The organism is Desulfurococcus amylolyticus Z-533, assembly GCF_000513855.1.
GTDB lineage: Archaea > Thermoproteota > Thermoprotei_A > Sulfolobales > Desulfurococcaceae > Desulfurococcus > Desulfurococcus amylolyticus.
The window spans coordinates 656,033-670,328 of sequence record NZ_KI911318.1 but is presented as its reverse complement, the minus strand read 5'-3'; the positions used below and the strand labels follow the sequence as shown (position 1 = coordinate 670,328).

At 45.7% G+C, this 14,296-nt stretch carries 10 protein-coding genes and 1 pseudogene; 6 read left to right on the top strand and 5 right to left on the bottom strand.

The window, feature by feature from the left end; genetic code table 11:
* Positions 1-5 precede the first annotated feature (5 nt).
* Positions 6-3,587, top strand: a complete 3,582-nt coding sequence (locus SPHMEL_RS03530) for a COG1361 family protein (protein WP_042667382.1) — start codon at positions 6-8, stop codon at positions 3,585-3,587.
* A complete protein-coding gene (locus SPHMEL_RS03525) occupies positions 3,577-4,794 on the top strand; it encodes an ABC transporter permease (protein ID WP_042667381.1) in 1,218 nt (405 codons plus the stop codon). Before SPHMEL_RS03530 ends, SPHMEL_RS03525 begins: the two co-directional genes overlap by 11 nt.
* Before the next feature lie 290 nt (positions 4,795-5,084).
* Here SPHMEL_RS03525 and SPHMEL_RS03520 read toward each other — a convergent pair whose 3' ends face one another.
* Positions 5,085-6,104, bottom strand: a complete 1,020-nt coding sequence (locus SPHMEL_RS03520; protein ID WP_042667380.1) for a TIGR00269 family protein — start codon at positions 6,102-6,104, stop codon at positions 5,085-5,087.
* Positions 6,105-6,184: 80 nt separating this feature from the next.
* On the opposite strand from SPHMEL_RS03520, the gene SPHMEL_RS03515 reads away from it, so the two are divergent.
* From SPHMEL_RS03515 to SPHMEL_RS03505, 3 genes and pseudogenes are all read left to right on the top strand, one after another.
* On the top strand, positions 6,185-6,853 hold the full coding sequence (locus tag SPHMEL_RS03515; protein ID WP_042667379.1) for a metallophosphoesterase: 669 nt from the start codon (positions 6,185-6,187) through the stop codon (positions 6,851-6,853).
* 185 nt (positions 6,854-7,038) lie between these two features.
* Positions 7,039-7,782: pseudogene (locus SPHMEL_RS03510) on the top strand (aldehyde ferredoxin oxidoreductase C-terminal domain-containing protein); the annotation flags it as partial.
* 3 nt (positions 7,783-7,785) lie between these two features.
* On the top strand, positions 7,786-8,028 hold the full coding sequence (locus SPHMEL_RS03505; RefSeq protein WP_042667378.1) for a hypothetical protein: 243 nt from the start codon (positions 7,786-7,788) through the stop codon (positions 8,026-8,028).
* A gap of 195 nt (positions 8,029-8,223) precedes the next feature.
* Here SPHMEL_RS03505 and SPHMEL_RS03500 read toward each other — a convergent pair whose 3' ends face one another.
* From SPHMEL_RS03500 to SPHMEL_RS07305, 3 genes are all read right to left on the bottom strand, one after another.
* Entirely contained in the window at positions 8,224-9,801 is a 1,578-nt protein-coding gene (locus SPHMEL_RS03500) for an ABC transporter permease (protein ID WP_042667377.1), read from the bottom strand.
* A complete protein-coding gene (locus SPHMEL_RS03495) occupies positions 9,798-10,709 on the bottom strand; it encodes an ABC transporter ATP-binding protein (protein ID WP_042667376.1) in 912 nt (303 codons plus the stop codon). Before SPHMEL_RS03495 ends, SPHMEL_RS03500 begins: the two co-directional genes overlap by 4 nt.
* 349 nt (positions 10,710-11,058) lie before the next feature.
* Positions 11,059-11,202, bottom strand: coding sequence for a hypothetical protein (locus SPHMEL_RS07305; protein WP_012608154.1), 144 nt, complete (start codon positions 11,200-11,202; stop codon positions 11,059-11,061).
* Positions 11,203-11,459: 257 nt separating this feature from the next.
* Between SPHMEL_RS07305 and SPHMEL_RS03490 the strand changes: the two genes are divergently transcribed.
* Complete coding sequence (locus tag SPHMEL_RS03490) at positions 11,460-12,413, top strand: TRM11 family SAM-dependent methyltransferase (RefSeq protein WP_042667375.1); 954 nt, start codon at positions 11,460-11,462, stop codon at positions 12,411-12,413.
* A 9-nt stretch (positions 12,414-12,422) separates the two neighbouring features.
* Here the strand turns inward: SPHMEL_RS03490 and SPHMEL_RS03485 are convergent, their stop codons facing one another.
* A complete protein-coding gene (locus tag SPHMEL_RS03485) occupies positions 12,423-14,015 on the bottom strand; it encodes a bifunctional ADP-dependent NAD(P)H-hydrate dehydratase/NAD(P)H-hydrate epimerase (protein ID WP_051400994.1) in 1,593 nt (530 codons plus the stop codon).
* Positions 14,016-14,296: the final 281 nt, after the last annotated feature.

Genomic DNA, 14,296 nt, shown 5'->3' with positions numbered 1-14,296 from the left:
TATTTATGGTGTCCAGAGCGCTTATACCCCGTATACTAATACTTCTACTCTTTACGAACTATCTAATCCAGACCCCACTGGTCTACCAGCAGGCAAGCGATTGGGTGTTGGAAGGGTATTCCTATAGGTCGAGGAGCGGTGGAGACGTTTACCCCGGTAGCTCTGCAACTATTTTAACAGTAGACCTCAGGTATACCGGTTCAAACAACGCGATCTCACCCTACGCGTGTCTAGTTCTACCGGATGGCTTCACGACCAGGGGGTCTCAGTGCACTAGTGGAGCATACACCAATGGCACATACATCCATAAGATCTCACCGGGCGATGTACTCCGCTTTACGTACACCATTGATGTATCGAGGAATACTATACCTGGGGAATACTATTTCACACTGAATATCTCATACTATATCGAGGGTTCATCAGCACTGGAGTACTATGCTCTGGCAATACCGGTTACGGTCTCACCTTACCCGCAGCTGGTTTTAACAGTTGAGAAGACATACTTCACACCCTACGGGTATCCGGGTTCAAACCCGGTGAGCCTCTACGTTAAACTGGTCAATAACGGTAATACAACTATTACATCAATGGATCTAACACTAGAGCTACCTGGAGAATACTTCACACCCTCCGAGACTAACACCTCTTACACCGGGAGCGTTGATCCAGGCGAATCGGCCTCCGTATTATTCAATAACATACAGATTAAACCATATACACAGCCGGGTTCTTACACTGTCAGTATTCATGTCTCAGCCGAGTTATCAACTAGCGACGGGGTAACGTATAGGGATGATGGAGAATTAGTCTTTCAAATCACCGTAGGGTCAACTCCACCCTTAGATATCAGGGTTCTAGATTACTCGCTTACAGCACAGTACCCATTACCCGGCTTAAACAGTACAGGTATAAGATTCATTATCCAATCCCTCGAGCCGAACACGGTGAGGATATTATACCTTACCACGGAACTGAATGGCGCATTCACAGGGAATGGGAGTAGAACCATTATACAAGAGGTTTCACAAGCGCTCTCATACATGGACACCCTTGAATTAAGAATCACGGGGTTGAATATCGCGGAAGACACTGGTGTTGTTGAAGCATACATCGAGCTCAACTGCATGGTTAATAGGGATCAATCATGGTATCCGGCATCGTATTCCATGAGACTGGTGATACCGTTGGAAACCTCTCCGGAACTAAATGTAAGGATCGTTAATGCAACATGGTCTACTTCAACCGCGTACCCAGGTGCCACCGGCTTAGGCATCACAGTAACGCTGTTGAACAATGGGGGGTTCAGCATTAGAGACGGCGATGTTGTGCTCAGGCTTCCAATGGTGTTTAGACCCGGTGAACTAGTGGCGAGAAATATTGTTGTGAACCAGTACTCGCTCACAGAAATAGTTTTCACAGGCATAGATATCGCTCTCGATACCTCCCCGGGAACCTACGAGGCATATATGACTCTAAGAGGCTTCTTAGTGAATAACGATGGCTCAACAAAGTACGTCGAGTTGGCGTTCACTATCGGGGTAAGGGTTTCTGATCCTGGGGAGCTCTTAGGGTGGAGGCCTATATTAGAGTTAACAGATTATTTCTGGGGCGATGGAACGCCGACGTATATATATCCAGGCAACCCGAGAGCCGGTTTAACCATCAAGGTAACCAATACCGGGATATACCAGGTTTCAAGCCTAGAGCTGGAGATAACTACCCCGAGCGATGTCACACCCCTTACAAGGAACACTACTTGTGCAACCACTCTGCCACCGGGCTCCACGTGCCAGGCAGTATTTTACCTGGATCTATCGAGTGCTACACCGGGTGTGAAGTACTTTAATGTAACAGCTAGATACCGTGTCAACGCGTTTAATACAGGGATATACTTTAATGAGTCACTCAGCTTCAGCCTACTACTACCGGAGTATGGAGCTGGGGAAGGCGTGAGGGTCGCCTCTTCATCATGGGCCGGTAACAACCCTGTTTATCCAGGTGAGAGGGGGGCTGTGTTCACGGTACAATTAGCCAATCTGGAGCCATACCCTGTATACTCTCTATGGGTTTCTATCGAGCCACCCTTATGCATGTCGCTTCATGAGGGCGTGAATAATACTACGTATATACCTGGACCAGTTAACAGTCTTCAATCTGTGGGCATAAGTTACACTATTGATGTAAAGTGTAGTAAGCCGGGTCAGTATATGGGATACCTCAACATCGACTACTACGTGCAGTATGTTGGCGGGGGATTCAGGAGGAGTATTAGGGAACCATTATTATTCACCATCAGTAGCTTGGAAAACACTGTGGAGGTTGTAAAAGCTGGATGGGTTGGCGGAGCACCCACGGAGGGCGGGAGAGGGGTCAGCTACATGGTTGTGGTGAGGAACAATGGATTCCCCTCTATCTCAAACCCAGTTCTAACACTATACCTGCCCCAGGGACTCAGTGATGCATTAACGGGTTCACGGGAAGCCACTGTAACACCTAGCAGTATTATACCGAGTCAGCAGCTCCAGCAGATCCTACAGGAAGGGGTTCCAGACTTATCCGGGATCCTTCAAATGTTGCAAGCTACGCAGGCTCAGCAACCGGCCAGTGTCCAGAGGGGAGATCTGATGGTTTTCATTGCCAGGCTCAATATATTAAATGCCTCAGCCGGTTTATACGAGGTGCCTTTCACGCTTTCATTCACTGATCACTGGGGATACGTTTACAGCGTGAACTCAACGCTAGCCATGCAGATACAGTACCAGCCTCCATTACTCACCGTACACCCGGCTTCTCCAATCGTATACTTCGCGAATGGATCCGGCATACTGGATATAGACGTGGTCAACGAGTATGATTCACCAGTTTACAATGTATACATCGCGTTAATACCTGCATCAAACAATGCGATACCACAGGGAGCTGTTAAATACGTTGACATGATACCCGGTAACTCGAGTGTCAAAATCAGATACGAGCTTATATACAACCCTGTCTCAATAAGCATCGGGGGAGGAGTCACAGCCTCTCCTTCATCAGCCGTGTTCACTGTCTCATTAATATACCGCGACGTATATGGCTACATTGGGTCCATCAATACCACGCTCTCAGCCATTATAAGGCCATTCATAAACCTTGAGCTAGTCGAGGATACTAGTGCAAGATACTATGATAATGCTGGGAAACTCAGTGTTAATGGGATAATACTCAACACTGGTCTCGCACAAGCTAGAAGCGTGTACGTGAAAGTATTCTATGGGGATGCATCCGGCTATATGTTTATAGGAGACATAGATCCATCATCACAGACACCCTTCAGAGTAGACCTATACTCATCCAGGTACCTGGATAACTGTAGCTTGATCATAGAGTTCAAGGACGAGTACAATACATTGTATACACTCCGCTATGATATACCGGTGCAATTAGTGCATCAGCAAACCACGACGATGCCACAGTCCAGCGGTATTGAAGGATACTACCTAGCTGTGATATTAGTTGTGGCGCTATTCCTTGTCGCCGTGTTTTACCTGCTATATAGGTATATAAGCAGACACAGGATCACGGTTGGTGAAAATGCTGGTTAGCGATATATTAAAGCTCAGCATCAGGACGCTCTCGGAGAAGAAACTCAGGGCGGTTTTAACAATCATAGGAATAGCCATAGGTCCCATGGCTTTGATGACCATAGGAGGCGTCACTTCGGGCTACGGTGATTTCATAGTCAACAGTATCATGGGACTCGGGCAAAACCTCATAGTTGTAACACCAAGCAGGGATTACAAGCTTACACAGGATGACTTGGATACGCTTAAAAACATAGAAGGAGTGGTCGATGCATCGCCATTCTATTCGACACAGGGCGAAATGTATATTGGAGGCGAGAAGAAAACCGTCTTCATCTATGGGGTGAACCCGGATTTCCTACTGAAAGCTTTAACCAGCCTCACAGTTAAAGAGGGTAGAACTCCCTCCGAAAGCGATCTCGGTAGAGCACTGGTGGGTTATAAGATAGCTTACAGTGATAACGGTGAGCCAGAGTACAGTGTAGGTGATGTGGTCTCAGTCACGGTCTACCAGGTCAAGACAGGTGGTAAAGTAGAGGTTAAAAGGCTCAGTGTCGTTGTATCCGGTGTACTAGATAAATATGGGGGTGCAGCCTTTCTAAACCCTGATCAAACAATCTTCGTGCCCATGAATACAGTTGAGAAAATGCTTGGCGTAAAAGACTGGAGCGGTATCCTTCTACTCGCTGAATCACCAAATATAGTCGACGAGGTATCGAACAGGATAAGAAGCATGTACGGTGGCAACCTCGACGTGATCTCCTTCCTAGCCATAGCTAGGATAGCCTCAAGCATTGTCTCAGCAGTCAACTTTATAACCTTCGCAGCCACCCTATCGGCATTCGCTGTAGCTGTAGCTGGAACTGCTTCAACAATGATAACCAGCGTCGTGGAGCGTACAAGAGAGATAGGTGTTATGAAGGCCATTGGATTCAAGGATACCCAGGTACTTGCCCTGATAATAATGGAGGGTGTCACGATGAGTATTATCGGGTGTGCCATAGGTGTACTAGTAGGTTTTATCGGTGCGCATCTCCTATCAACTCACGGGCTAGTTATATCAAGCGGGGAAGCCTTCACCATGAGCATACAGGCTTCACCAAAGATAACCGTAGAGCTTATGGCTGAAACAATATTGCTAACCATATTAACAGGCATACTTGGATCAATATTCCCAGCTTACCGCGCTATGAAGATACCGCCTGCAGTAGCATTGAGATACGAGTAGCCCGTGTACATTGACCACTCCGTGTTTTTCATGTATTAGATTAATCATTGTTTAAGTGTATAGCTAAATACCGTTGAAAGTATTCAACAGTGATATTTGTTAGGTTACATCCATGTAACTAAGTCATATGGATGTAACAATTAGAAGGATCGGTGAGACATCTATTCTCAAAGTATTCTTGAACACCGCAGATATCCATACATCCTCATAGAGGGCAGGGAATACATGTTCATAGACCCGGTCTACAGGAATGCCTGGATAGCTGAATATGGTGGTTCTGAGTTGACCGGTTAGGAAGACTGTTTTAGATATACGTACTTCTTTAACACTGGGTTTTCCCTGATTAACTCGGTTATCCTGTCTGCTTCCTCACTAGTCGTTAAGCCGAGCTCGTACCTGTAGAGGCAGGCTCTACATACTGGATGTGAGGAGGGTTCTCCGCATATCTTGCATACTTGCTTCTTGTTCACGGTGTCCCTGGTTTGCTTTTCCTGCGTGAGGGATATGAGGCTGTTGAGTAGCCCGTACTTTACGCCTGGATGCTTATCCTCGAGCTCGTTTATTAACTTCCTGATAGTGAACCTGATATTATACTCCGCATACGGGCACTGAACATACTCAGGCTCTATTAATCCATTCAGCAATGCGTAGAGGGCTGACTCCTTCTCAAGGACAGTGTAGAACGGCTTTATCCTCTTAATGAAGCCCCCTTCTTCATCGCTTATAACCGGTGTTAGCTTATATATTTTATCAACACTGTTCGAGACAATATTCATTAAGAATGTTTGAATAACATCGTCGAGGTTGTGGGCTGTAGCTATAACCGTCCCACCTAGTCTTCTAGCAGCCTTATTGAGGACGTATCTGCGGAAAACCCCGCAGTAGCTACAGGGGAGGTATGGGAGACCTCTTGCTCTCCCTTTCTCAACTATTTCATCAAGTGATGCACCAATATACTCCTTAAAGGATACTATATGGTAGTCAACCTTGTTCTTCGCGGCATATGCAACAAGGTTCTCCACAGTCTTCTCCCTATACCCCTTTATACCCTCATCTACAAGTACAGCTGTGACACGCCAGCCGGGCATCTTCCTCGATAACTTGTGGAGTACGTGTAGGAGGGCTATTGAGTCTTTCCCACCGCTCACAGCCACTATTATATGCTCGTTTTTACCCAGCATACGGTATTTCCTAATGGTCTTCTTAACCTTCTTCTCAAAGTACTCGATGAAGTGGTTTTTGCAGTAAGCCTTATTATTAACGGGGTTCACATATATTGCTGGACGCCCACATATACTGCAGTTAGCCATGTCTCAACTCCCCTAACCATAGTCCATATTGATTAATCCCTGGCTTGATTATATTTATTCAGCACCCATGGTGAAGTATCATGCTGAGCATCCTAGCACTCTCTGACATACATGAGAGGACCCAGAGGTTTAAGGCTCTCGCCAAACTTGTTGAGGAGGCCGGCGGAGTTGGGCTCACAATTGTAGCAGGCGACATAACATACTTTAAGCCGGCTAACATAGCTATCAAGATACTGGAGAAGCTACATGAGGCAGTGGGATCACCGATTCTATTCATCCCAGGCAACTGCGATGACCCCCGGCTAACTGGCTCCCTGGATACGTCAAACAATATTCTAAACATCCATGGTAAGCCAGTTGAAGTAGAGGGATACATCTTCTATGGGATAGGGGGTGGGGGTGTATCACCGTTTAACACATTCATCGAGTACAGCGAGGACGACTTTAATGATTTAATAGGGAGGGTCAGTGGTATTGATCCGGGCAGGCTCATAATGATCACTCATCAACCCGTGAACGGCTTCTTTGATGAAGTAAGCAACATGCACATAGGCTCGAAGGTATTCAGGGAATTCATGACAGCCAGACAGCCCTTACTTTGGATAACAGGCCACATTCACGAGCACTCCGGATGGATTAGGAGCGGTGGCACAGTGATAGTTCACCCAGGTCCATTCATGCATGGATATTACGCGTTAATCACTATATCAGGGGGCAGTGTAACCGGTGTAAGCATTAAGAGGATTTAATAAATCCGTCCGGCCTCCTCTCCGCCCTGAGAGGGTGGCTTACTGTTCCCTGCATCTATTCAGGGTTTACGTTATCTGCGGGGCACTTGGGATGATCAGAGATCCTCCTCCCAATGCTTGGTTGCAACCCCCATCATCCAGCTATAATGCAAGCACCAAACCTATAAACATAAGGATATTTAACAAGAGAGGACATAGGCTATGAGCTTAAATGGGGGGACTTCAACTCGTTAAAGAGGCTGCTGGAGGATATAGTATATAGAAGGGGCATGGGAAGCATACTTGCAGAGGGGGCATATAGGGCTGCGCTTAAAATAGCTGGATTGAAGAACCTTGATCCAGGTGAGCTACTTAGATATACTGTACAGGTGAAAGGAGTAGGTGTAGGCGCGCATGGGATTAGAAGTGGGAAAGACTACCCCCAGCCAATAGCTTACGCGGGCTCTGTGCAGGGAGGAGACCATACATCAGTAGCTGGTCTCCCAGTAGATAACGATAGCTCTGAAGCATGGAGCATCTTCCTAGATAGCGGCGTAGTATGCATGTTCACAGCAGTCGATGACTCCACTATGATTAAATACCTTAATACTGTAACCGGGTGGAATATAACTAGGGAGGAGTTCTATGGTGAGATAGCTCCTAGAGTACTCTCACTCCAAAGGATGCTATTACTGCTGGGAGGCCCTGATGCCACGTGGGATCCAAGAATACATGACGACAACCCCCCGAGATTCTACGAGCCACTACCCTCTGGGCCATATAAGGGAGCTAGAGTAGACCCATCGGATGTCAGAAGCAAGCTTGCTGAATACTATAATGGACTTGGATGGGATGAATACGGGATACCTACTGAGGAAACCCTGAGAAGGCTAAAACTATATGGTGCCGTCGAGGTAGCTAGAGAGCTTAGGGAAAGGATCGAAAGGTAGACCATGGAGTTCTGTATAGAGTTAAGCAGTAGTCTAACAAGAGGAGACAAGAAAAGACAGTGCATAGAGCTCGAGGAATGCAGACCCATCTATGCAGTAGTTGACAAGGTGATCAGAGAGCTCAAGCTACCGGTTAACCTAGAAAACCTTGTAATACTAACAGACATCGGGAACCCCGTGAAACCGGAGGAGGATGTATGCAGAATACATGAGGTAGTAGTTATCAAGGCTTTCAGCGGAGGTTAAACCCTTTTCGATATCAGACAACTATTTTAAATAACCACTTCAATGAGCTACAGGAGTCTTACTCGATTAGAGCTTGTGGAGGCTTGCACCTGTGGTTGCCCGCCGTCATGAACTGTTTTTATATAGCTGTGAATAATAAAAAATCAACCTCTGGGTATTCTCGCTTTTTTAAAAAATTGTGATATATGCGTGGAATTAGCTAGATAGATTCTTCACTTTGAACCTGAGTAACCCGGCTATAAACGGTATTAGCGTCCAGGCGGCGAAAGCTGCTACAATGTATTCTGGCTTAACTACCTCTAGAACTATTTCCCCTAGCACCCTGTAATTGTATTGTATTAGTGCTGAAACCAGGTTTGTGAATCCAAACGGGCTAAAGTAGTACAGCTTATACTGGGTCTTTATTATCTCATCTATGCTTGTTGTATGCCCTATTGTGAATGCCAGTATCATGCCTACTATCTGAAGCCCTATTAGGAAGAACAAGTATAATGTTATTGCGAGGGCTAGGTATGAGGTGCCCTTGAACTCTACAGCTATATAGTAGCATAAAGTATAGAAGGCCACCAGGGATCCAGCTATACCCAGGTAGAATAACAGCATGTCCTGCGGGCTAAGCAATACCCGCATAACCACGTATACCCCAGCATACAGCGTTGTGATGAATAAAAGTGGTGCAGTTAAGGCTACCAGTATACCTGCAATGTATCGGGTCATGTATAGGTCTGCTCTTGTAATAGGCCTCGCAAGAATGAACTCCAAAGCGCCCTGGCTCTTCGGCTTAGCTATTAAGACGTAGCCTAGGTAGAGCATTACAACGGGGAATAAGAGGGCGAAGAGGGATAAACCTGTACTACCTATGTAGCTTGTTATGACACCTCTTGCAGTCTCCCCCATATTTACGATTATATTACCGCTTCCCCCTCGAATCTCGCCATTGCTTGTCACCACTGCCCAGGAGACGTTTAGGAACTGATGCCTGGAGACATCTCCCAGTTCTATCGGGAACACATATATCCTCATGTCATCGCTTATATCGCCTAGGTACTTCATGCCCGTCAAGTTAACAATTCCAACGTTTATTGATGAGGTGAGTGATACAAGTTCGGCTACTGATATATTATAGTATACCTGTAACGGCTTAACCGGTAGCTGTGGGAAACCCATTATGAGGTAGAGCCTATCCCTGGCTGAAGCTATATTCATGCATACATTAATATGGGAGTCTATCGATATGTGTGAACCCTTATGGCCTAGGAATATACAGCCTCCATATACTGGGGTATTATTTACGACGTTGTCTAGAAATAAAGTAGGTAAGGGTTCATTTAGGTGTGATATATCCAGGGTTCCAACCCTTACCCTGGTAATCACTGCTCTGAGAGCAGCTTTCATACCTGGTTCAGGTGTTTCTACTATCTCGCCTGGGATTGGGATCTCTAGTCTAGTCTCCCCTGTTAACTGATATCTTCCAAGGTCTATAGTCTTCCAGTCTGAACTATATCCGGATATAGTGGATAGGCTGAGCGACAGCTCTATATTGGCTGGGTTGAGTTCGTTATCATATACCCCGCCGATCACTTCGAGTTTCCGACCCATCGTGTCTAGTCTAAAGAGCACTACTCCATTATAAAGGAGGTTTAGACTCCCTGTTATCATCTGTTGTGCTGAGATATATGTTAACCCTAACCCAGCAACTAGGAATAAGACTAGTGTCACCATGGTTGCCTTTCTGAATAGTGCTCTCTTGAAGTCGTAGATAAAGGGTTTCACTGTTTCTCAGCCTCCTTTATTAACTCGAAGAAGAATGTTTCGAGATCCCTTTCCTCGCTTCTGAACTCCTTGACTCCGATGTTTCTCTTTACGAGCTCGCCCACTATTTCCTCCGGGCTAACTCCATGGTTTATTTTAATAGTTACCTCCATGTCTCCGGCTACTACTTCACCATAGTTGCTCAGTATCTTGACCGCTTCCTCAAGATTGCTTGAAACCCTTATCTTCAAGCTTGGCTTCGCGAGCCTGGTTATCTCCTCTACTGTGTATATGCCTATTATCCTACCCTTATGTATAAACACTACTTTATCGGCTAACTGTTCAACCTCCTTCAGTATATGCGAGGAGAATAATACAGCTTTATTCTCCCTCTTGAACTCATGTGTAAGCTCTCTGAAGAAGGCTATCCCCTGTGGATCCAGGCCATTTAACACCTCATCGAATACTATGTTGGGCGGATTACTTATCAACGATACAGCCAGCGCAAACCTCTTCTTCATCCCCTGCGAGTACTCTGAGAGTCTCTTATTCATAGCATCCTCCAGCCCCATCCTACCAAGTAGCTCTTTACCTAGTTTAACGGCCTCGCTTCTGCTTAAGCCATGGTAGCCTGCCAGGTAAACGAAGTAGTCCAGCGCCTTAAACTCTGTCTCAAAGATTGGTAGCTCGGGAACCCACCCAACCCTCTCTGAAGCCCTCCTCTTATCTCTGAGCACACTGTATCCATCCACGATCACATCGCCGCTATCTGGGTTTAAGACACCTACTATTATCCTTATAGTAGTTGTCTTACCAGAACCGTTCAAGCCAACGTAACCCACTACCTCGCCGTTACCAACATTGAATGAGACATCAGAAAGAACCCTCGCCTTTCCAAAAGATTTCGATACGTTTTTAACCTCGATCAATATAAATCCCTACACTACTCTATATGTTCAATTAGTTTTATAAATTCATAAACCTGTTTAGAAACAAAAATAAAAACATCACACTACTTAATATAATATCAGATACCCGGTCATGATCAACTACCTGATCTGTGGTAGAAGCATTCTTGTAGTCAAGCCATAGAATACTGCTGAAATCCTAAAACACTGGAACTCAGCCAGAGATGATGTGATGAAGACCCATATGGAGATATGTAGAAAATACCGGTTAACACCGCTTACTTCATTGGTTAACAAGGGTAGGTGTTGCTTATTGCATGCGTTTATATTCCATAAATGGCCTCCACCTCGTCATCGCTGAGTTTATGGGTCAAACTGTGCAGTAAGTCCTCCATGCTTCCCTCAACACATGTTGAGGCAGCCCATAACGCGTTTCCTCGAGTACTTTCACGGCAGCGCCTTTAAGGACGTGGAGTGCTGTATGGGTTCTAACCTCATTGCTGATATCATTCATACTGCATACCCTCTACGAGGAACATAGGTAGGATGAAAATAGGTAAGGTGAGGTTTAAATGGTCTAAGAACCTACTAGAGATACTATTCAATATAGAAAGATGGTAAAGTAGGATGAACCAGTCGTGTCCGATGAATTTAGATATAGACTGATACATGAAGGCATGGTATAAGGATTGATCGTCTAAAAGATTATATTCGTTGTTTCAACAAATATATTTCTCGGCCCTATATCTTAATACATTGGTAGGGTAATCAATGAGGCTCGTTGACTACAACGAGTATCTGAACTACGTCTCCAAGAGAAACACAGTTATTGTTGAGGGAGAGGAGATAGAATTAAAGCCCATTAAGGTTAAGAGGATGATGCCGCTACCCGAGGAACTCCCTGATTCCTCCTCAACAGTATGGAGTTTCCCTAAGAGGGGTACATGGGCTACTCATAGAGGCGACTACAGGGGTAACTGGCCTCCCCAGGTAGCTAGGTTACTGATTGAAAGGTATAGTAACCCAGGCGACATAGTGCTAGACCCCATGATCGGCTCTGGCACCACTTGCATAGAGGCTAAGCTCCTCGGCAGGAACTGCATAGGCGTCGACATAAGCTACGAGGCCGTGATCCTTACTCTCCACAGGCTGTACTGGCTTGAAAAAACCCTCGAGAACCCGCCGAATGATGCATGCAGTATAGACTTAGAGAATGCTAGGAGGGCTGTGGTAGAGATCTATCATGGCGATGCCAGGAGGCTCAGCAGGGTAAGGGATGAAACAATAGATCTGGTGATTACTCACCCGCCATATTTTAATATAATTAAGTATAGCAGTAGAGTTGACGGCGATCTCTCGAGGGCGAGCAGCCTAGAGGAGTATCTTAAATGGTTTAATGAAGCGACTGGGGAGATCTATAGGGTCTTAAAGCCGGGGGGACATCTTGGAATACTTATAGGGGATACCCGTATCCGTAAATACTATGTGCCAATATCCCATCATGTACTGGAGATTCTTTTAAGAAGAGGCTTCATCCTCAGGGAGGAGGTGGTGAAGATACAGCATAAAATGAAGACGACAAGAGAGGTATGGTCTAGGCTCAAGGACAGGGATTTTCTACTCATATATCATGAGAAACTCTACGTCATGAGAAAGCCCAGGAACCAGGAAGAGTATGAGAAGTACAAGTATAGTGCAAACATGGACCTGGATTTATCTAACTAGTCAATGGGTTTAAACTTGTTTAGGCATGTATTTATCAACTATGAGGCCAGGATTCTCCCTTAACACCTTAACAGCTTTAGGCAAATACTCCATAATAGTATCTGGGGTGATACCATCCTCTCCTATATCCTCAGCTGCTAAATCCCCGGCGAGACCGTGTACAAGCACCCCCATTCTAACAGCTTCACCGATGTTCCTCAACCCTATACCATACATCCCTGCTATAGCGCCTGTGAGTACATCACCGCTTCCAGCTTTAGCCATGCCTGGATTACCCGTCATATTCACATATATGTATCCATCCGGATAGCATATCATGCTATGGGCTCCCTTATACACTATGTAGGAGCCTAGCTCCATACATGCTTTCCTCAAGTACTCCACCGGGTTCTCCTGTACCTCTTTTAAAGGCTTGTTAACAAGCCTCGAGAACTCGGCCGGGTGAGGCGTTACGATAGTGGGAGCCTTCCTCTTCTTCACCACATCAGGGTTCCCGGATACAGCTGTTATCCCATCTCCATCGATTATAACCGGCTTATCTATCGACTCCACGAGCTCTCTTACGAGCTCCTGTGTCTCATTATTTAACGAGACCCCTGGCCCAACTGCTACAATATCTATGCTATGTTCCTCTATGACTCCCAGTATCTTCTCGAGGTTGCCGAGGGCTATGGTGCCCTCACTCGTCTCCTCAAGGGGGATGTAGACTACTTCATGAGCCCTGGAGGCTATATAGGGTATGATGCCCTTAGGTGCTGCTAGCCTAGAATATCCACCTCCCACCTTGAGGAATGATAGGGATACATAGTATGGTGCACCATAATAGTATCTAGCGCCGGCTACGGCGAGTAGTTTCCCAAATACTCCTTTATGACCCCATCTAGGCCTCTCAGGGAGTTTCACAGGAGTATTCAACTCAGCCCTAACTGATTCGATGATGCCCCTCGGGTACGAGAGCATTGATACATATAGCTTCCCACAGTAATGGTAGCCTGGATATAATATATTACCATATTTCGGCATGCCGAAGGCGACAGTGATACTTGACTTAACCGCTACACCCCTCACTAGTCCGGTGTCCCCTTCAACACCAGATGGTATGTCAACACTTACAACTGGTTTTCCACTAGAGTTGACTAATTCAATGATTCTTCTAGGTAGCCCGGATACCTCTCCCCTCAACCCTATACCTATTAATCCCACTAAAAGTACGTCTGCCCTATTGATGGATTCCTCGAGTGCGCTGACCTCCTCATCGCTGGAGACGTATTTAACCGGTATGCCCATTTTAACCAGGATATCACGGTTGGTTCTCGCTGCTTCACTCATCTTAATCGGGTTGCCCACGATGAATACCTCGACAAATCCGCCGCCTGCATGTAGTCTCCTAGCAGCTACAAGCGCGTCGCCGCCGTTGTTGCCCGTCCCAGCTATAACCGTGAACCTTCTTCCTTCAACACCGTATTCCCTGAGTATTACTGTGTAAAGGGCGCTACCAGCCTCCTCCATTAATATAATACTGGATAACCCGTATTTTTGAGCCTCCTCATCGATCAACCTCATCTCACTGACGCTGCAGATCTTCAATAAGGGACACCACATATTATTATGGAATAGAGTATACTTAAACTTTAATTAAGATTAAATCGATTGTGAGTATATCTAGGAGTGAAATATATTATGAATTACAAAGTAGAGAAGACCCGGCCTCATCAAGCTGTTTCTGGTTTTATAATGGTTTGTATGTGTTGGTGTTAGTCTTCTGCTATTATTATATTATTGTATAATTTTGCCATGTAGGTGTTTCATCTTCTCAAACCAGCCTCGACCCCTCATCCCAAGTGTTTCGAGAAGGCTACAGGATCCTCAAGTACCCGGAGCAC